At 67.4% G+C, this 18908-nt stretch carries 18 protein-coding genes; 8 read left to right on the plus strand and 10 right to left on the minus strand.

Annotated features, from left to right (window positions below; genetic code table 11):
- The first annotated feature begins 266 nt into the window (after positions 1 to 266).
- Positions 267 to 1457, plus strand: coding sequence for an adenylyltransferase/sulfurtransferase MoeZ (moeZ, locus tag ABZ004_RS22770; protein ID WP_355682467.1), 1191 nt, complete (start codon positions 267 to 269; stop codon positions 1455 to 1457).
- Positions 1458 to 1604: 147 nt separating this feature from the next.
- Here moeZ and ABZ004_RS22775 read toward each other — a convergent pair whose 3' ends face one another.
- A complete protein-coding gene (locus ABZ004_RS22775) occupies positions 1605 to 2408 on the minus strand; it encodes a maleylpyruvate isomerase family mycothiol-dependent enzyme (RefSeq protein ID WP_355682469.1) in 804 nt (267 codons plus the stop codon).
- Positions 2405 to 3049 (minus strand): TetR/AcrR family transcriptional regulator, encoded by a 645-nt coding sequence (locus ABZ004_RS22780; protein WP_355682471.1) that lies wholly within the window; start codon positions 3047 to 3049, stop codon positions 2405 to 2407. The genes ABZ004_RS22775 and ABZ004_RS22780 overlap by 4 nt, the downstream gene beginning before the upstream one ends.
- Positions 3050 to 3152: 103 nt before the next feature.
- Here ABZ004_RS22780 and ABZ004_RS22785 point away from each other — a divergent pair, with 103 nt between their 5' ends.
- A complete protein-coding gene (locus tag ABZ004_RS22785; protein WP_355682472.1) occupies positions 3153 to 3419 on the plus strand; it encodes a DUF2277 domain-containing protein in 267 nt (88 codons plus the stop codon).
- Between the two features lie 31 nt (positions 3420 to 3450).
- Here the strand turns inward: ABZ004_RS22785 and ABZ004_RS22790 are convergent, their stop codons facing one another.
- Positions 3451 to 4371 (minus strand): phosphotransferase, encoded by a 921-nt coding sequence (locus ABZ004_RS22790; RefSeq protein ID WP_355682473.1) that lies wholly within the window; start codon positions 4369 to 4371, stop codon positions 3451 to 3453.
- A gap of 96 nt (positions 4372 to 4467) precedes the next feature.
- On the opposite strand from ABZ004_RS22790, the gene ABZ004_RS22795 reads away from it, so the two are divergent.
- Positions 4468 to 5307 (plus strand): TIGR03560 family F420-dependent LLM class oxidoreductase, encoded by an 840-nt coding sequence (locus tag ABZ004_RS22795; RefSeq protein ID WP_355682474.1) that lies wholly within the window; start codon positions 4468 to 4470, stop codon positions 5305 to 5307.
- Between the two features lie 58 nt (positions 5308 to 5365).
- Positions 5366 to 5662, plus strand: a complete 297-nt coding sequence (locus ABZ004_RS22800) for an MGMT family protein (protein WP_355682475.1) — start codon at positions 5366 to 5368, stop codon at positions 5660 to 5662.
- On the opposite strand, the gene ABZ004_RS22805 is transcribed toward ABZ004_RS22800, so the two are convergent.
- The 3 genes from ABZ004_RS22805 to ABZ004_RS22815 all read right to left on the minus strand — a co-directional run bounded on the left by ABZ004_RS22805 (position 5659) and on the right by ABZ004_RS22815 (position 7196).
- Positions 5659 to 6012: a YciI family protein gene (locus ABZ004_RS22805; RefSeq protein WP_355682477.1), complete on the minus strand. Its 354-nt coding sequence runs from the start codon at positions 6010 to 6012 to the stop codon at positions 5659 to 5661. The two genes, ABZ004_RS22800 and ABZ004_RS22805, sit on opposite strands and share 4 nt — an antisense overlap.
- An 82-nt stretch (positions 6013 to 6094) precedes the next feature.
- Positions 6095 to 6760 carry a DUF6624 domain-containing protein gene (locus tag ABZ004_RS22810; protein WP_355682479.1) on the minus strand — a complete coding sequence of 222 codons (666 nt, stop codon included), beginning with the start codon at positions 6758 to 6760 and terminating at the stop codon, positions 6095 to 6097.
- The gene (locus ABZ004_RS22815) at positions 6744 to 7196 is read right to left on the minus strand and encodes an HIT family protein (RefSeq protein ID WP_355682481.1); all 453 of its coding nucleotides are present in this window, start codon (positions 7194 to 7196) and stop codon (positions 6744 to 6746) included. Before ABZ004_RS22815 ends, ABZ004_RS22810 begins: the two co-directional genes overlap by 17 nt.
- A gap of 583 nt (positions 7197 to 7779) precedes the next feature.
- Here ABZ004_RS22815 and ABZ004_RS22820 point away from each other — a divergent pair.
- Both ABZ004_RS22820 and ABZ004_RS22825 read left to right on the plus strand, forming a co-directional pair.
- Positions 7780 to 10929: an ATP-dependent DNA helicase gene (locus ABZ004_RS22820; protein WP_355682483.1), complete on the plus strand. Its 3150-nt coding sequence runs from the start codon at positions 7780 to 7782 to the stop codon at positions 10927 to 10929.
- Between the two features lie 277 nt (positions 10930 to 11206).
- Positions 11207 to 14431, plus strand: coding sequence for an ATP-dependent DNA helicase (locus ABZ004_RS22825; RefSeq protein ID WP_355682485.1), 3225 nt, complete (start codon positions 11207 to 11209; stop codon positions 14429 to 14431).
- A 10-nt stretch (positions 14432 to 14441) separates the two neighbouring features.
- Here the strand turns inward: ABZ004_RS22825 and ABZ004_RS22830 are convergent, their stop codons facing one another.
- Both ABZ004_RS22830 and ABZ004_RS22835 read right to left on the minus strand, forming a co-directional pair.
- Positions 14442 to 15005 (minus strand): Uma2 family endonuclease, encoded by a 564-nt coding sequence (locus ABZ004_RS22830; protein ID WP_355682487.1) that lies wholly within the window; start codon positions 15003 to 15005, stop codon positions 14442 to 14444.
- Between the two features lie 108 nt (positions 15006 to 15113).
- Positions 15114 to 15647, minus strand: coding sequence for a Uma2 family endonuclease (locus ABZ004_RS22835; RefSeq protein WP_355682489.1), 534 nt, complete (start codon positions 15645 to 15647; stop codon positions 15114 to 15116).
- A gap of 120 nt (positions 15648 to 15767) precedes the next feature.
- Between ABZ004_RS22835 and ABZ004_RS22840 the strand changes: the two genes are divergently transcribed.
- Together ABZ004_RS22840 and ABZ004_RS22845 are read left to right on the plus strand one after the other, a co-directional pair.
- Positions 15768 to 16715, plus strand: a complete 948-nt coding sequence (locus ABZ004_RS22840) for a sigma-70 family RNA polymerase sigma factor (protein WP_355682491.1) — start codon at positions 15768 to 15770, stop codon at positions 16713 to 16715.
- A gap of 86 nt (positions 16716 to 16801) precedes the next feature.
- Positions 16802 to 17482 carry a GPP34 family phosphoprotein gene (locus ABZ004_RS22845; protein WP_355682493.1) on the plus strand — a complete coding sequence of 227 codons (681 nt, stop codon included), beginning with the start codon at positions 16802 to 16804 and terminating at the stop codon, positions 17480 to 17482.
- A gap of 135 nt (positions 17483 to 17617) precedes the next feature.
- Here ABZ004_RS22845 and ABZ004_RS22850 read toward each other — a convergent pair whose 3' ends face one another.
- Both ABZ004_RS22850 and deoD read right to left on the minus strand, forming a co-directional pair.
- Positions 17618 to 18139, minus strand: a complete 522-nt coding sequence (locus ABZ004_RS22850) for a hypothetical protein (RefSeq protein ID WP_355682494.1) — start codon at positions 18137 to 18139, stop codon at positions 17618 to 17620.
- Positions 18140 to 18177: 38 nt separating this feature from the next.
- Positions 18178 to 18891 (minus strand): purine-nucleoside phosphorylase, encoded by a 714-nt coding sequence (deoD, locus tag ABZ004_RS22855; RefSeq protein ID WP_355682496.1) that lies wholly within the window; start codon positions 18889 to 18891, stop codon positions 18178 to 18180.
- Between the last annotated feature and the right edge of the window lie 17 nt (positions 18892 to 18908).

Here is an 18908-nt window from a genome sequence, read left to right on the forward strand (position 1 = left end):
GCGGTGCCTTGCGGCGGCAAGCGGCCCGCCGCGCGGGATGCCGCCCCGGGCGCTTCGCCGAGCTAGCCCGCGGAGTGCGGCACCTCCACCCCACGCTTTCTCTAAACCTGCGCCTGACAGCGAGACCCTGCCAGGGGTCCGTATTACGGGATGGATGTCTTGGGATTCGGACTGGGGCGGGGCGGGTTGGATGGGTGCGGGAACATGGGGGAAGTGCGGCTGGTTGTAAGTCGTACTGCGAAGTTTCCCGTTGACGAGGAGCACCCGTGCAACTGCCACCGCTGGTCGAACCGGCCGCTGAGCTGACGATCGACGAGGTCCGCCGGTATTCGCGGCACCTGATCATCCCCGAGGTCGGGATGGCCGGCCAGAAGCGGCTGAAGAACGCGAAGGTGCTGGTGATCGGCGCCGGCGGTCTGGGCAGCCCGGCGCTGCTCTACCTGGCCGCGGCCGGCGTCGGCACGCTCGGCATCGTCGAGTTCGACACCGTCGACGAGTCGAACCTGCAGCGCCAGATCATCCACGGCCAGTCCGACGTCGGGAAGTCGAAGGCGCAGTCGGCCAAGGACTCGATCCTGGAGACCAACCCGAACACCAACGTCGTGCTGCACGAGGTCCGGCTCGACAACGACAACGTGTTCGAGATCTTCGAGCAGTACGACCTGATCGTCGACGGCACCGACAACTTCGCCACCCGGTACCTGGTGAACGACGCCGCGGTGCTGCTCGGCAAGCCGTACGTCTGGGGCTCGATCTTCCGCTTCGACGGCCAGGTCAGCGTGTTCTGGGCCGAGCACGGCCCGTGCTACCGCTGCCTCTACCCGGAGCCGCCGCCGCCCGGCATGGTCCCGTCCTGCGCCGAGGGTGGTGTGCTCGGCGTACTGTGCGCGTCGGTCGGTGCCGCCCAGGTGACCGAGGCGATCAAGCTGCTCACCGGCATCGGCGACCCGTCGCTCGGCAGGCTGAACATCTACGAGGCGCTCGACCTGAACTGGCGTGCGCTGAAGGTCCGCAAGGACCCGAACTGCGCGATCTGCGGCGAGAACCCGACCGTCACCGAGCTGATCGACTACGAGAGCTTCTGCGGCGCGCTGACCGAGGAAGCCGCCGACGCGGCCGTCGGTTCGACCATCTCGGTGAAGCAGCTGAGCGAGTGGATCAAGCTGAAGGACAACGGTGAGAAGGACTTCGTCCTGGTCGACGTCCGCGAGCCGAACGAGTACGAGATCAACAAGATCCCGGGCTCGGTGCTGATCCCCAAGGACCAGTTCCTGACCGGTGTCGCACTCGAGAAGTTGCCGCAGGACAAGCAGCTCGTCTTCCACTGCAAGTCGGGTGTCCGCTCCGCCGAGGTCCTCGCGATCGCCAAGGGCGCCGGCTTCTCCGACGCAGTCCACGTAGGCGGCGGTGTCGTCGCCTGGGTAGACCAGATCGACCCTTCGCAACCGTCGTACTGATCCACCAGCAACCGTCGTACCGATCCACCCAGCAAACGTCGTACTGATTTGCTCAGCAACCGTCTTGCTGATCGACGGGCAACCGTCGGAACCAGTTGCTCAGCGACCCCTCGGTCCATCCCCCCGCGGCCGAGGGGTCGCTGCGTTTCAGAACGGCATGCGGCAGGTGGCGACGGCGTCGGCGCCCTCGGGTTGGCCGTCGAGGAGGTCGACGACCGGGTTGTCGTCGCGGCCGGAGAGGGTGCGCATGTAGGCGACCGCGTCCGTGCGGACCGTGGCGATCGGCGGCCCGTCGCCGAGGCGGTAGGTGCCGCCGCCCTGGCCGGTCAGGATCAGCTCGACCGGGAGTCCCTTCCAGAACGGGCCGTCCTGGATGTCGAGCATGACCTGCGCGACCAGCTCCTCGGCGTACGGGCCCGCATCGAAGGAACGACCGAGTGCCTGGCAGACGTCGTCACGATGCATCCACAGATCGCGCGCGAGCAGGATGTCCTGGATGTAGCCGAGAGTGAGTTTGTCGAAGCCGGGGACACCTTCCACCTTCACTTGCATCCGCCGGATCAGCCCGGGATTGCGGCTGATCGTGCGCGTCGCCTTGCCCCACAACCTGTCGAACTTCTGCTGCAGCTCAGCGACCGGCGTACCGCGGTGCTCGTCCGCCTGGACCAGCATGTGCGCGTCGAGCAGGCCGACGTCGGGGTAGACGCGCTTGGCCTTGCGGTCGCGCAGTGGGAACGACCATGGCCGGTTGACGTCCTCGGCTTGCCCGATCAAGTGGCCGACGATGTCCGCCACGTCCCACTCGGTACAGACCGTACGCCGGTGCCAGTCGGCCTCGTCGAGCTCCTGCATCAAGTCGCGCCAGGCCCGGATCTCGGCGTCGCGGTGCTTGCGGGTGGTCGCTCGGTCGGCTCGCGGTATCTCTCGTGCATGCAGTGTGGTGGTGCTCATTTCTTCCCCCTGGTTGGCTTGTACCGCTCGTAGAACATGTCGAGGATGACGGGCATCAGACGGGTGAACCGGCCGTTCTCGTACGTCGCGTCGGGCTCGTTCGCCATCTGCTGCGACAGCACGCCGGCTGTCATCGCCGTGTAGAGGGCTAGGCCGTCGTCGCTCGCCGCGTCCGGGTGCAGCAGGCCTGCCGCCACGGATTGCTCCAGATAGCTGCGCAGATCTTGCAGTCCGTCGACCGCCGGCGCGAACGCCTCCGGGGACGGTTCGAAGCCCGGCACCGTGCGCCAGAAGAGCAACTGGCTGAGGACCTGGTTCTGGATGCACCACCGGCTGAAGGCGGTGATTCCGACCAGGCCGAGTTCGCGCTGGTCCGTCGTGGTCGCCTCGGCGCGGGCCTTGCGCTGGGCCTCGAGGACCTGTTCGGCGCCGCGCTGGAAGAGGGCGTCGTAGATCGCCATCTTGGACGGGAAGTACTGGTACAGCGACGGCGGCTGCATGCCGACCTTGCGGGCCACGGCCGACAGGCTCAGCGCGGCGACACCTTCGGCCTCCATCAACTCGACGGCGACGTCGAGGATCTCGTCGATCGTCTGCTGACGACGGCGGCCACGGCGGTCCAACTCCTGCGCGGTTGACATGGTCTGAGGAAAACCTAATGGCATTAGGATTGTCAATAGGTCATAGGCTGAAAGGGTTGTCAAAGCTTCGAAGACTGTCCCTGCTGGGACGTACTGTCGGAGCATGTGCAGAAACATCACCGTTCTCCGTGGACTCGAGCCGGCGGCGACCTCCGAAGAGGTGTACGCGGCGGCTCTGCAGTACGTGCGCAAGGTGACCGGGGTCGGCTCGCTGAGCGCGACCACCCGCGGCCCGATCGAGCGCGCCGCCGCCGAGGTGGCCCGGATCACCGAGGAGCTGCTGGCCGAGATGCCCGAGCGCCGGGTCCCGCCGCAGACCGTCCCGCCACTCCGCAGACCCGAAGTCCGAGCCCGCCTCGGCCTCGACTGACTGCTGCTGGACGCCCGGCGGCACCCACGTCCTACCGATGCGACGAGGGCTGATCGAGGCGTTGCTCGGCGAGGTCGAGCCAATGGTCGACTTGGTCTGGGGTGAAGTGGCGGATGGTCCAGTCGGTCATTCGCAGGCTCATGTGCGCCCAGAGCGGTCGTAGTACGTCGGGCGGGAAGCTGTCGAGGATCTCGTCCAGCCTGTTCTCGACGCCTCTGTCGACGCGTGCCGCCGGAGCGAGGTGCGGCGGGTAGGGGTGGGCGCCGAATCGCAGCGTGACCAGGTCGAACCGGCGGTCGCCGCGGGCCGCGCCGTCCCAGTCGATGACGCCGGTGAGCTTGCCATCCTGCGCGAGCAAGTTGCCCGGGTGGAAGTCGAGATGCATCGCGTCATCGCCGGCGAACCGCTCGGGGTAGCAGGCGCCGACTTCGGCGATCCACTTCTCGAGTCTCGCCGTACGACGGCTGTACTGACGAAGCGGGCCGTGCAGGCAGAATCCGGGTCCGTCCTCGACGAGATACAGCTTCGCGTTCGGGACGTCCTGGTGCTCGGTGAGGATGCCGGCCTGCAAGTCGTTGAGGGCGAGGGCTTGGTCGAGAGTGGACTCGTTCAACAGGTTGACGGTGGTGCCGGGGAGAAGTTCCTGGATCGTCACGACCGCATCGCCGACCTGGGCGGCCAGCTCGGTCTCCGGTGCCGGATAGCCAACGGACCGGAGTACGGACACGACCTTGAGGGGACCCGCCTGCATGTCCTCGAGCGTGGTCTGCGGGCGCCACTTCAGGATCGACCGATGGCCGTCGTCCCATCGGACGTAGGCCGCGCCGACCTCGCCGCCCGGGCACGGTCCGTCGACAATCACCCGTACGCCGGTCGCGTGCTCGAGGTCGGCCGCCATCCGCTCGGTGTCGAGCCGCTCGACAGGTTTCCAGTCCTGCGGTGAAGTGGTCACCGAGCCGATTATCGCCAGCTGACGAACTGCTTTGCCAAGTCTTTTGCGCGGTAGTGTTCGAGGTGGCCGGAAAGCCTTTACCCAGGAGGAACTGCGATGCGGTTTGCGATCAAGACCAGGCCCGAGCACACGACGTGGCAGCAGTTGCGCGACGTCTGGATCGCGGCGGACGAGTTCGAGATCTTCGAGTCGGCCTGGCACTGGGACCACTTCTACCCGCTCACCGGCGACATGGCCGGCCCCAACCTGGAAGCCTGGACGACACTCGCCGCACTGGCTCAGGCGACGCAGCGGATCCGGGTCGGCTGCCAGGTCACCGGGATGATCTACCGGCACCCCGCCGTACTGGCGAACATGGCCGCGACCACCGACATCATCTCCGGCGGCCGGCTCGAGCTCGGCATCGGCGCCGGCTGGAACCAGATGGAGTGCGACGCGTACGGGATCGACCTGCCGCCGTTGAAGGAGCGCTTCGACCGGTTCGACGAAGGTGTCCAGGCGATGATCGCGCTGCTCACCGAGAAGTCCGCGAACTTCGACGGGCAGTACATCAAGCTCACCGACGCGTACTGCGAACCGAAGGCCGTCCAGACCCCGCACCCACCGATCACCATCGGCGGCAAGGGGCCGAAACGCACCTTGCGCGCAGTCGCCCGCTGGGCCCAGCACTGGAACGTCATCGTCGCGAGTCCGGCCGAATGGACGCCGCTGAAGGAGATCCTGGTCGGCCACTGCGAGGACCTCGGCCGCGACGTCAAGGAGATCACCTGCTCGGTCAACGTCCGCATTGACCCCGACGAGCCGCTGGACAAGGCAGTCGCCGACGCCACGGCGTACGCCGAAGCCGGCGTCGACCTCGTCATCATGAACCTCCCCCTGGACGCCCCACCCTCCGTCCTGGAACCCCTAGCCACGGCTCTCGCCCCTCTAGCCTGAGTGATTTGCTGCCGCCCGCTCCGTCTTTCTGTCGGAGCGGGCGGTTACCGTTTCCCTCGTGGACAGGGAGGAATACGTAGAAGCGGTCCTGCTCGCCGTCGAGTCGATCCCGCCCGGCAGCGTCGCGACGTACGGCGACATCGCCACCTACGTAGGCCACGGCGGCCCCCGTCAGGTCGGCGCGATCATGCGCGAGTACGGCGGCGGCGTCCCCTGGTGGCGCGTCATCCGCGCCAGCGGCATCCCTGCCGACGAAGTAGGCGACACCCAACTGGAACTCCTCCGAGGCGACGGCGTCCGGGTCACCAACGGCAAGGTCAACCTCAAGGAAGTCCGCTGGGACCCTGACGACTAACCCACTGTCGGAGGGAAGCGGTGCACCTCTTGCGGCCAATCGAGCGCAACAGCCATCCGTCCGGCCCAGTACCGCGCAGCCGCGTCATCGGCGACGTCGATCACACAGAACCCACCCAGATGTTCTTTGCTCTCGACATACGGCCCGTCGCTGAACACTGCCTCCCCGTCGCGCGCCTCAACACTGCACACCACGGTCTCCGCATTCAACGCCCCGTTGCCGAACACGAACGCCCCCACAGCCTCCATCTCCGCAACCACAGCCCGCCCGGAGACCGCCTTCGCCCGGATCTCCTCCTCCGTATGCTCCGGCACCCACTCGTCATTGAACAAAATCAAATACTGGCCCACTGCCGTCTCCTCTCAGCTCAGTGCGACCGCCGCACACCAACCCCACGAACGGCAACGCCCCGATACGACACCATCCCAGAAATCAGTTCCCCGGCCCCCTGGGCTCGACCCGCTCGCCTCCGCCGGGCCACAACTCCGCACCGAGCATCCGCCGCCGGACGTCCTCGCTCAGCGGGGCCAGGCCGATCGCGGTTCGCCGGCGGTCGATTTCGGGCAGATCGGCCGCGCCGGTGAAGACCGGCCGGCCGTCGACGACGGAATAGGCAGAAGCCAGTACTGCGTACTCGGGCGGCTCGCCGAACCTCTCGTGAAGGTTGTCGGCGATGTGCGCCAGATGGCGAGGATGCGCTTCGCCGGCCCGCACGGCGTGCTCGAGGAGCGGCAAACAGGATCGCTGGAACGCGAGGTTCTCCGGCGTACCAATAGTCGGTACGCCGGATCCGCAGTGCTGAAGGATCAGCCACGCAGCATCGGCCCCATCCTCGCCAACCAGCGAGCGCCCCGGCCATACGCCGTACTGGGCGATGAGTTGCCGCAATCGCGCGGTGTTCTCGCGCACCACCTCAAGCACCCGCCGGACCGAAGCAGGTGCCGTCTCCTCAGGCACCCACTCCAGAAGGCAATACGGCCAAGGAACGCCGGTGGACCCTGTGAACGCCCCGCGATACTCCTCAGCCGACCCCACGAACGCCACCACCGCCTCGCCGTCCGCCACCATCCGGCCCACCAACTCAGCCCGCAGATCCACCACCGAAGTATCTCCTCAACCGCCGCACGTAGGGAGCGCGTTCGTCGGGTGTGGCTGGGGTTTCGAGGTGGCGCGTGTTGTAGAGGTTGTCGTCGGGATAGCGCGGAAAGACGTGCACGTGCAGGTGCCAGGCGTCCTGGTAGCCGTCCGGCTCGTTGTGCTGGCGAGTCGAAACACCGGTGCAGCCGTACGTCGACCTGATCGCGATCGCCACCTCTCGAACGAGATCGTGTACTGCGTGCCCGTCCGCAGACGGGAGGTCGTACAGGTTCTCGTGGTGTGCCCGCGGAGCCACCAGTACATGACCGCGGTTGTTCGGCCACCACCGCGACGCCACAAACGCGAACGCCCGCTCCGACTCCAGCACCACATCGTCGTCACCCGAAACCACCAAACAGAACGGGCACCTGTAGCCGGCCGGCTCATGATTGAACACCCCGACTCCCTTCTCCAACCAACAAGCCGCCACCTTTCCACGCCCCCGCACCGCCAGGACATCAGTACTGCGCGAGCAGGTGGACCGACGCCGGAAGCCAGGCGGCCCGGGTGGCCCAACGCCTTCGAGAACCCAACGAATTCCGGTCTACTGCTGTGCTGGCGGTCCACACCGAAGCCCATCCCGCGCCCGCGCCCCTCGCCCTCGCGCCCCCTCGCGTCCACACCTCGCACCCGCACCTCGCCCTCGCCCTCGCCTTCGCACCTCGCCCCTCGCCTTCGCACCTCGCACCTCGGACCCTCACTCGCACCCTCACTCGCACCCTCGCCGCACCCGCACCCGCACCCGCGCCCTCGCACCCGGCACCCAGCACCTCCGCAGCCCATCGCCGTGGTGCGTTGTTGTCCGATTGGTAAGGGCGTCGGGGAGGCGTCCGCATTGCGGGAAGGTTTGCAAGGTGTGGCGGGTGTCGGCGGGGATTGTCGGTGGGCTCTGATGGGATGGGGTGGTGGTCAGTCGAACAGGGTCCCGGTATCGGTTGGTGAGGCCGGCGGGGCGGGGAGTCGAGAAGAACTCTGCGCCCGTGCTGGATGCCGACCAGCAAGCCGTTGTCGACCACCCAGGCGGTCCGCTGCTCGTGCTCGCCGGCCCCGGCACCGGTAAGACGACGACCCTCGTCGAAGCCGTCGTCGATCGCGTCAGCAACCGAGGACTCAGCCCCGACGAGGTTCTCGTGCTGACCTTCGGACGCAAGGCAGCGACCGAGCTTCGCGACCGCATCACCGCCCGCCTCGGCCGGACGACGAAGGTCATGCCGTCGATGACCTTCCACTCCTTCTGCTATGCACTCCTCAGAAGGTTCACCCCCGCCGACGCCTTCGACGTACCACTCCGACTTCCCTCCGGCCCCGAGCAGTCCCTCAGACTCAGCGAAGCGCTCGCCGGCAGCCGCGAGGTCGGCATGACGAAGTGGCCGAGCAGCCTCCACCCAGCCCTCAAGACGCGCGGCTTCACCGACGAGGTCCAGGCCGTTATCGGCAAGGCCCGCCAGCTCGGCCTCGACCCCGAGGACCTCTCCGCGATCGGCCAGTCGGCGAGCCGTTCCGAGTGGGTCGCGGTCGGCGACTTCTTCGAGGAGTACCTGCAGATCCTCGACCACGAGCAGGTCCTGGACTACTCCGAACTGATCCACCGCGCGGTCATCCTGGCCCAGCAACCCGAAGTGCAGGCCAAGCTCCGCGAGGAGTTCAAGGTCGTCTTCGTCGACGAGTACCAGGACACCGATCCCGGTCAGACCAAGCTCCTGCAGGCGATAGCCGGCGACGGCCGTGACCTGGTCGTCGTCGGCGACCCCGACCAGTCCATCTACACCTTCCGCGGCGCCGACGTCCGCGGCCTGCTCCGCTTCACCGACGAGTTCCGTACGGCGTCCGGCGACGAAGCAGCCCAGATCGCCCTCGCCACCACCAGAAGATTCGGTACGACGTTGTTGCGCGTCTCCCGCAACGTCGTCAACCGATTGGGCGTCCCCGGCACTCTCGACCGCGACACCTTCGACCGCTTCCGCAACCCCGATGCGAGCAGCTGTGTCTACGGACCGGGCAAGGTCGAGGCCAACCTCTACTCCACGAGCGGCGCCGAGCTCGAACACATCGCCGACCTGCTCCGCCGGGCCCACGTGCAGGACGGCGTCGGCTGGCACGAGATGGCCGTGCTGGTTCGCTCCGGCACCTGGTCGATCCCACCGCTCCGACGCGCCTTGGCCGCGGCCGGCATCCCGGTCGACATCGCTGGCGACGAGCTGCCGTTGTCCCGGGAGCCCGCCGTACGGCCCATGCTTCTCGCGCTGCGAGCAGTCGCGGACCCAGTCACCCTGACCGTCGATGTGGTTCGTGCGCTGGCCTTGTCGCCGCTCGGCGCGATGGATGCGGGTCAGCTCAGAAGACTTGCCCGCGTACTGCGTAAGCGCGATCGCGAGGCAGCCGGTGGGCAACGGCTCCCGCGTTCGTCCGACGAACTGCTCCGCGAAGCTCTGCTCAACCCGTTGCTCCTCGACGAGCAGGCGTCCCCGGCCGAGGCGAGGTTCGTCGCCCTCGGGGAGAGGTTGCTCAAGGCAAGGAATATCCTGATCGCCGGTGCCGCGCCGGACGAGGTGATGTGGTCGTTGTGGTCCGAATCGCCCTGGTTTCGCAGGCTCCGCGGCCAGGCGAACAGCGGTGGCGAGACGGCGCGCGCGGCGAACCGGGATCTGGATTCACTCTGCGCGCTGTTCGACGCGGCGAGCCGGGCCGAGGAGCAGGTCGGGTTCAAGGGTGTCTCGGCGTTCCTCAGTGAGCTGGAATCGCTGGACATCGCGGCCGACAACCGGTTCGACGCGACGTACCGGGAAGCCGGTGTGCAGCTCATGACGGCGCACCGATCCAAGGGTTTGCAGTGGCGGCTCGTTGTCGTGGCGAGCGTGCAGGAAGGGCAGTGGCCCGATCTCCGGCGCCGAGGTTCCCTGCTGGAGCCGGACCGGCTCGGCCCCGACGGACTTGTCGAGCCGCTGTCGGCAGGCGCGATGCTGGCCGAGGAGAGACGGCTGTTCTATGTGGCGATCACCAGAGCCCGGGAGCGGCTGATCGTCACCGCCGTACAGGCACCGGAGGCCGACGGCGATCAACCATCCCGCTTTCTTGCAGAGCTCGACATTCCTGTGAAACTCGTCGCCGGACGGCCGCGGCGCCCCTTGTCGTTGCCCGGATTGGTGGCCGACCTGAGGTGCGTGCTGTCCGATCCGGCGTCGTCGCCCGCGTTGAAGCGGGTCGCGGCGGACAGGCTGGCGCAGTTGGCCGACGCGGTCGACGAAAGGGAGTATCCGCTGGTCCCCACCGCCGACCCGGAGCGCTGGTGGGGCGTGCGCGAGCGGACCAAGTCGGAGCGCCCGATCGCGAACCCGGACAAACCGGTGCCGCTGTCGGGGAGCGCGCTGACGACGATCGTGGACTGCCCGTTGCGCTGGTTCCTGCAGCGCCGGGCGGGCGGCGAAACACCGAGTACGTCGGCGATCGGCTTCGGCATGGTGTTGCACACGCTCGCGGATGCCGTCGCCACCGGCGCGCTGCCGCCGGAGATCAACGAGCTGAACGGGTGGCTCGACAAGGTCTGGACCCAGCTGGAGTTCGAGTCGACCTGGATCTCCGATCGCGAGCGGGTCGAGGCGGAGGAGGCGCTGCGCCGGTTCGTCGCCTGGCACAAGGGCCGGCCGGACCGGACCCTGCTCGGGACCGAGGTCGAGTTCGACATCCTGCTGCCGGACGAGAACAAGCCGGCCGTCCAGGTGAAGGGCCGGATGGACCGGCTGGAGCAGGACGGCGACGGCGAGATCCGGGTCATCGACCTGAAGACCGGTCGCAACATGCCGACCAAGCCTGCGCTGGCGCGGCATGTCCAGCTGGCGATCTACCAGCGCGCGATCACCTCCCGGCAGATGAAGGCGCTCGGTGACGATCCGCGCAGCGGCGGTGCCGAGCTGGTCCAGCTGCGCCACGACGATGTCGGCCTGCCGAAGGTCCAGGCTCAGGCACCGCTCGAAACCGACGACGACGGCCGCACCTGGCTCGACGAAGCGGTGGAAGACGCCGAGTCGATGGTCCGCTCGGAGGAATTCGTTGCCAAGCGCAACGACGGCTGCGCCCGCTGCGACGTCCGCGGCCTCTGCCCCATCCAACCCGAAGGCCGAGAAATCGTCTGATGCGCCCCGAGATCATCCGAGCCCACCCGTCACGCAGTACGAGAACCGTCTGCCTCGCCGAGATCGTCCGAGCCGACCTGTCACGCAGTACGGGAGCCGTCCGCCTCGCCGTGCCCCTTTCCTCCCGCGCTCCCTCACCGGACCGCCCGGCCGAACCCACGGTTTGGGGGGTTATCCCCTCAAACTGTGGGTTGCCTGCGTGCATAACGGGTGCCAACCCACGGTTTGAGGGGATAACCCCCCGAAGCGTGGGCGCTGTCCAGGGACGGGGGATCCGGTGACTCGGGCGAAGCTCACGACTACTGCTGAGCTCTGCGATCTGCTGGGGATTCCGTTCAGTGATCAGCAGTTGCAGGCGATCACGGCACCGCTGGCTCCCGGCGTGATCGTGGCCGGCGCCGGCTCGGGGAAGACGACGGCGATGGCGGCCCGGGTCGTGTGGTTGATCTGCACCGGGCAGGTTCAGCCGGAAGAGGTGCTCGGGCTGACCTTCACCAAGAAGGCCGCGAACGAACTCGACGTACGGATCCGCGACGACCTCACCAAAGCCGGCGTCCTCGGAACGACCCTGCCACCCGATCAGCACCCGATCCTCGCAGCGCACCTGCGGAGCAACATCGAGGCCTGGCAGACCGAGGAGTCCGGCGAGCCCGTCGTCTCGACGTACCACGCCTTCGCCGGCACCCTGATCGCCGAACACGGCCTGCGCCTCGGCCTCGAGCCGGACGTCCGGGTGCTCGCCGACGCAACCCGGTTCCAGCTGGCAGGACGCGTCGTACGCCGGTCCGCCGGCCCGATCCGGTTCGCTTCCCACCACGTGCCGACCCTGGTGAACAGCCTGCTCTCGCTCGACGGTGAGCTCGCCGACCACCTGGTCAGGGCGAACGACGTACGGGCTCATGACGAGGCAGTCCGGGCCGAGGTCGCCGCGGCCCGCAAGCAGACCGTGGACGTGAAGAAGCTGGCCGAGACCGCGCTCAAGCGGAACGAGATCCTGCAGCTGGTCGAGGAGTACCAGGCATACAAGGTCGAGCGGGGCGTGGTCGACTTCGCGGACCAGATGGCCCTCGGTGCGCGGCTGGCCGAGGAGTGCCCGGAGGTTCCGGTGATCGAGCGCGCGCGGTACAAGGTCGTGCTGCTCGACGAGTATCAGGACACCTCGGTCTCGCAGCGCCGGATGCTGACCGCTTTGTTCTCCGGCGGCGGGTATCCCGTCACGGCCGTCGGCGACCCGTGCCAGGCGATCTACGGTTGGCGCGGTGCCTCGGTGGCCAACCTGGACGAGTTCCCCGAGCACTTCCCCAACGCGGACGGTACGCCGGCGCGGCGCTACGTGCTGAGCGTGAACCGTCGGTGCGGCAGCAAGATCCTGGCCGCGGCGAACCAGCACGCGACCGAGCTGTATCAGCAGCACCCCGGCGTGATTCCGCTGGAGGCGCCGGAGAACGCGCCGGAGGGAGCGATCACGGTCGGCCTGTTCGAGACGCGTTCGCAAGAAGTCGAATGGGTCGCGGACGCCATCGTCGCCGCGCACAAGACGACCAACCGCCGGTGGAAGGACATCGGCATCCTGATGCGGACGAACACCGACCTGAGCGCGGTCCACGAGGCGCTGATCGCGCGCAAGGTGCCGGTCGAGGTGGTCGGGCTCGGCGGGCTGCTCGCGCTGCCCGAGGTGGTCGACGTGGTGGCGACCCTGCAGGCGGTCAACGATCTGACCGCGAACGCGGCGATGCTCCGGATCCTCACCGGGCCGCGGTACCGGATCGGTCATCGCGACCTGGCGCTGCTCGCGAACCGGTCGCGGATCCTCGCGGACGCCGGAGACCGCCCTGCCGCCGATGATCTGGTCGCCGCGCTCGACGCTGCCGTCGCCGGGATGGACTCGACCGAAGTGATCTCGCTGGCCGAGGCCGTCGACGATCCAGGCCCCGCTGGCTGGGGATACTCCGCCGAGGCGCTGAGCCGCTTCCAGGAGCTGTCGACCGAGCTGCGCGAGCTGCGTGCGCACGCCGGCGAACCGCTGCTCGATCTGGTCCGCCGAGTGATCAGCACGATCGGGCTCGATGTCGAACTCACTGCCACGCCGGATCATGTCGACTCCGGCCGGCGCGATCACCTGGCCGCGTTCCTCGATGCCGTCGGCAACTTCGTCTCGACCGAGTCGGACGGCTCGCTCGATGGGCTGCTCGCGTATCTGGCGGCCGAGGAGGAGTACGCGGCCGGCCTCGACCTCGCCGTACCGAGTGAAGCCGATTCGGTGAAGCTGCTGACCACGCACCGGTCGAAGGGACTGGAGTGGCCGGTCGTGTTCGTGCCGACGCTGGTGCAGAAGGTGTTCCCGTCCGATCGCGGCCGGGACAAGTGGACCACCAACGCGAAGGTGCTGCCGTGGCCGTTGCGCGGTGACGCCGACACGTTGCCCGACTTCCACGACCTGTCGAACGCGGGGCTGAAGGCGTTCGCGGACGAGTGCAAGGAGGTCAATTCGCTGGAGGAACGCCGGCTCGGGTACGTCGCGTTCACCCGGGCGAAGGAGCTCCTTGTCGCCACCGGGCACTGGTGGGGTCCCACGCAGAAACGCCCGCGCGGCCCCTCGCCGTACCTGGAAGTCCTGAAGCAGCACGCCGGGGAGCGGATCATCGCGTGGGCTCCGCAACCGGAGCTGTCCGAGGAGAATCCGGAGCTCGCCGAGCAGACCCAGGCGCCGTGGCCGGCCGCGTACGACGCGGACGCGTACCAGCGGCGACTCGAAGCGGTGGCTCTGGTGCAACAGTCCCGCGCGGAAGGACCGTCGCAGGACGCGGAGGATTCGCTGCTGCTCGACGAGCAGGCGACGGTGGCGCGCTGGGACTCCGAGCTCGAACGATTGTTGTCAGAGGCAAGGGAAAGCCGGAGCCGGAAGGCGTACGACGTGGAGCTGCCGGCCTCGTTGTCGGCGACCCAGGTGATGCGGTTGGCGAAGGACCCGGACGGGCTCGCCTCGGAACTCGCCCGCCCGATGCCGCGCAAACCCAACCGGGCGGCGCGTTTCGGCACCCGGTTCCACGCCTGGGTGGAGAGCTACTTCGGCCAGCAGTTCCTGATCGACCCGGACGACCTGCCCGGCGCGGCCGACGAGGGCATCGTCGACGACACCGACCTGACGGAGCTGATGGACGCGTTCCGGGTCGGCCCGTACGGCGAGCGGATGCCCTACGAGATCGAGGCTCCGTTCGCCCTGTCGATCGGCGGCCGGGTGGTCCGCGGCCGTATCGACGCCGTCTACCAGGTGGTCCGCCCGGACGGCTCCCGCGGCTACGAGGTGATCGACTGGAAAACCAGCCGCTCCGAAACCGCCGACCCCCTCCAGCTAGCCATCTACCGAGTCGCCTGGGCAGAACTCCTCGGCATCCCGCTAGACCAGGTCACCGCCGCCTTCTACTACGTCCGCACCGGCGACGTAGTCCACCCCGAAAACCTCCCCGGAAAACCAGCCCTCATAACCCTCCTCAACGGCTGAGTGTTCGGTGTCAGCGCCTGTTGTTCGGGCAGGTGAGACTCGCTGGGATGATTCGCACCGGAAACGGAAGCTTCGCGTCAAAGGCGTCAGTGCCTTTGGTCTGGGCTCGCTCGACATAGCGCCCACCGACCAGCTCCAGGTCGGTGAGCAGCGCTTCCGCGGGATCAAAGATCCAGTACGACGGAACCCCGGCCTCTGCGTAGATCTCTCGCTTGAGGCTCAGGTCCCATATCCGGGTAACGGGTGTGAGAACCTCGACGACCAAGTGGCAGTCGACCGACGCTCGATCGACGGTGTCCAGTACAAGGACATCGGGGAGTAGTGACCGTTGTGCGGTCGGCCGAAAGGCCAGCGCAGGCAACACCTCGAGATCGTTCGGACAGGCCCTCGCAAGACGAGTGACGAACTGGCCCACAGCCCGCTGATGTATCACCCCCTGTGGTCGGGAGATCGCCAGCATCCCGTCCACGAGCTCGTACCTCAGACCGTTCTCCGACACGGAGTCGATGTCGCGCGTAGTGAACTCGCCCCATTCGCCAGTGCGGGCAGCCACAATCGCGCCCGGGTCGATCATCTGAGCAACTGGAATCTTTTCAGTGGTCACCCACCTACTGTTCGTCGAGCCGTCGCCTGGTGGGGAGGGCAGATCCGGATCTGCCCCTAGCTGCCCGATGATGCCCCATCAGGTGAGCAGTTCTGCGGGGGAGAAGGTGAGGGCGAAAGGGGTGGTTGTGGTGAAGGGTTCTTCGGATTGGGTGACGGAGTGGCAGGTGTAGGTGTGGTCGGTTAGGTGGAGGACTGTCAGCTCTTGGATGGCTGGGTCGAGGAGCCAGTAGGTGGGGATGCCGTATTGCTCGTAGCGGGTGCGTTTGAGGACTACATCGGTGACGCGGGTGGTGGGCGAGATGACCTCGACGGCCAGGAGTGGCGGTGGTACTACGAACTTCGGGCCGGTCTCGTCGCGTCCGGTGACCATCAGGTCGGGGCGGAGCGAGACACCCTGGACCGGGCGGAAGTCCAGGGAGCCGGCGGTGACGAGCAGGCCGGGTGGGCAGGCCTGTTTGAGGCGGACCAGCAGGCCGATCACCGCGGCATGGTGAATCGGCGGTTGGGCGCCTGTCACCAGGAGCTTCCCGTCCACCACCTCGTAGCGATGCCCACCCCGCGCCGGGGCATCGCCGCTCACCACCGGCGTCGCTGGTAGTCGCTGTCTCATCACCCGACAAGCTTCGCGGATTTCCACCAACCCCCGCGGAAGTTATCCACAGCACAACTCGTCCGTATCCTCCGGGCGGTCGTGAACGTCGGGACAGGTATGACGGTTCAAGATGTAGTGGTGACGACGGAACTGGATCTGCCGGCTGTGCGGGCCGCGCGGCGAGCGCGGAAGGAGTTCCTCGACCGGCTGGAGCCGCTGCGGAAGGATCTCTATGCCTTCTGCCGCCGCCTGGCCGGCAACGCGTACGACGCGGAGGACCTGGTCCAGGAATCGCTCGCGCGCGCCTTCAACCAGGCCGCGCAGGCGAACGCCCCGATCCAGAATCCGCGGGCCTGGCTCTTCCGGGTCGCGACCAACACGTACGTCGACGGCTACCGCAGGCGACTCCCTGTGCCAGCAGAGCTCCCCGAGCAAGCAGCGCCGCCCACTGCCGACCCGGTAGAGGTCCGTGACGCCTGGAGGGAACTGGTGACGCTACTTCCACCGCAGGAAAGAGCTGCACTCGCACTGAAAGACCTGTTCGGCTTCAGCCTTGCAGAGACTGCTGACGTACTCCGGACAAGTACCGGTGCCGTCAAAGCCGCCCTGCACCGCGGTAGGGGCCGACTCGATGCGCCGGACCGAGCAGTGTCACTCCGAGGCCGGGTGGAACCGGACCGGCGACTCCTGGACGCCGTGGCCGACGCGTTCACGGCATACGACGTACCGCGGCTGACTGCTCTTCTCCTGGGGGACGCGGACAGCGAGATCCTCGGCATGCTGAACGAGTACGGCGCCGACCAGATCCGGGACGGCTCCATCGAGCACACCCTCGACCTGACCAAGCCGTACCGGTACACCGCCGAGGTGGTCGACCTGTGGGGTGAGGCGGTGCTCGTGGTCCGCCTGGTCGACAGCGACGGCAAGGCCTCGGTGAACGATCTGATGCGGCTCGTCACCGAGGACGGCAGGGTCCGCTCGATCAGCTGGTACTACTTCTGCCCCAACTTCCTCACCGAGGTAGCCGCCGAGCTGGGCGAACCGGTGATCCTCAACGGCCACCGCTACCCCGACGGCGTCCACTGAGCCTGCGTAACAGTCTTGCGGAGGATGCGGTGAGTAGTCCGCACGGTTGACGACCGGTGAGCCGGGTCGGACCTACGTTGGACGACATGTTGATTGCGGAAGACCTGCTGTTGCTGCTGTACGACGACGAGAGCGGCAAGCCGATCACCGGGAACCCCGGGCTGGACTACTCGCTTGCCGGCGCCGTACTGATCGAGCTGACTCTGCTGGGCAAGGTCGACATCGCGGCAGCGGGGGATGACGTCAAGGAGGGCCGGCTGAAGGTCCTGGACACCTCGTCGACCGGTGACGCGATCCTGGACGAGCGGCTCGCGGTACTGGCGGAGAAGGGTGGCCAGAAGCCGAAGAACCTGCTGAACAAGCTCTCGAAGCACCTGCGCGACCAGATCCTTGCGAGGCTGGCAGAGCGAGGCATCCTGACTGCCGACGAGGACAAGGTGCTCGGCTTGTTCCCGGTGACGCGCTGGCCTGCCAAGGACGCACGGCACGAAGCAGAGGTCCGTACGGCGCTGGGCAGCGTGCTCAAGGTCGGTACGCAGCCGGACGAGCGGACCGCCGCGCTGATCGCGTTGCTGAGCTCGCTGAACGTCGTCCCGAAGGTCATCACGGATGCCGTGGACAAGAAGGCTCTGAAGAGCCGGGCGAAGGAGATCGCGGAGTCCGAGTGGGCTGCCGCAGCCGTTCGCAAGGCCGTCCAGGAGGTTCAGGCGGCCGTCACGGCAGCCATCGTGGTTGCCTCGAGCGCAGGCGGCGCCGGCAGCTCCTGACGCCGGCAGCCGCTAGGCCTGATCAGGCAGCTCCTGGTGCCGCTAGGCCTGGTCAGCCACGCGCTGGCCGGGCGCTCGCAGTACGGGCAGAGCGGGAGGTGGAACCGATACGGGGTAGCGGTTCCACCTCCGGGGTCACTCAGCGGTGCAGTTGGTCTTGCAGAGCTTGTCCATCAGGCTCAGGTGCGCGCCCGGCTCCTCCGTGTCGAGCTCGGCCGAGTAGTCGATCTGCCAGTCGCCGGCCGACATCTGCGCGGCGGTCTTGCCGCTCTGCTTGGCGAACCAGTCGGTGATCTCCTGGCTCTGCCCGATGTGCGCGATCTCCAGCGCCTGCGGCAGCACCTTGGCGATCGCTGCCGACGCGGTCGCGATCGGACCGGCGGAGTGCAGTGATACCACTGGCGGTCGCGGGTGGTCTCCAGTGAGCACCCAGACCGACGCAGGCCCCGAAGTACAGATGGCGTACGTGCCGTCGCTGCTGCACTTGTAGCCGGCAGCTGTGAAAGCTGACACGACCGCAGCGGCCTTGATCGGCGTCGTCGAGGTAGCACCGACGTCAGACGCCTTCGCAGTCGGCTGGGTCGAGCCGGAGGCAGCAGGCTTGTCCTCCGGGGTTGACGACGAGCTCTTGTCGCTGGAGCAGGCAGCGGTACCCACGAGCAGAGCAGTGCTCAGCAGGACGGCGCCCCAGCGGTTCAGACCGGCACCCCGATCGCCGCGTCGAGGGCGATGGTGATCATCTCCGAGAAGGTGGTCTGGCGCTCCTCGGCGCTGGTCTCCTCCTTGGTGATCAGGTGGTCGGACACCGTCATGATGCCGAGCGCCCGGCGGCCGAACTTGGCAGCCAGCGTGTAGAGCGCCGATGCCTCCATCTCGATCCCCAGTACGCCGTACTCCGCTGTCCGCGACACCAGGTCGGGACGGTCGTTGTAGAACAGGTCGCCGGAGAACACCTGGCCGACGTGGACGTTCAGTCCAGCCGCCTCGGCACCGTCCACAGCGGCCCGGAGCAGCTGATAGTCGGCGGTCGGCGCGTAGTCGATGCCGTGGAAGCGCAGGCGGTTCATCTGCGAGTCAGTGCTGGCCGACATCGCCACGATCACGTCGCGGATCTTCACCTTCTCGGTGAGCGCGCCGCAGGTACCGACCCGGATCAGGGTCTGTACGTCGTACTCGGCGAACAGCTCGTTGGCGTAGATCGAGGCCGATGCCTGGCCCATCCCGGAGCCCTGGACGGAGATCTGCTCACCCTTGTAGGTGCCGGTGAATCCGAACATGTTCCGGATCTCGGTGTAGCAGGTGACGTCGGACAGGTAGGTCTCTGCGATCCACTTGGCCCGCAGTGGGTCACCGGGGAACAGTACGCGCGGCGCGATCTGCCCCTTCTCGGCGGCGATGTGAATACTCATGCCTGGGATCCTCCCAT

The organism is Kribbella sp. NPDC006257 (genome assembly GCF_040613535.1).
In the GTDB taxonomy this organism is placed as follows: Bacteria; Actinomycetota; Actinomycetes; order Propionibacteriales; family Kribbellaceae; genus Kribbella.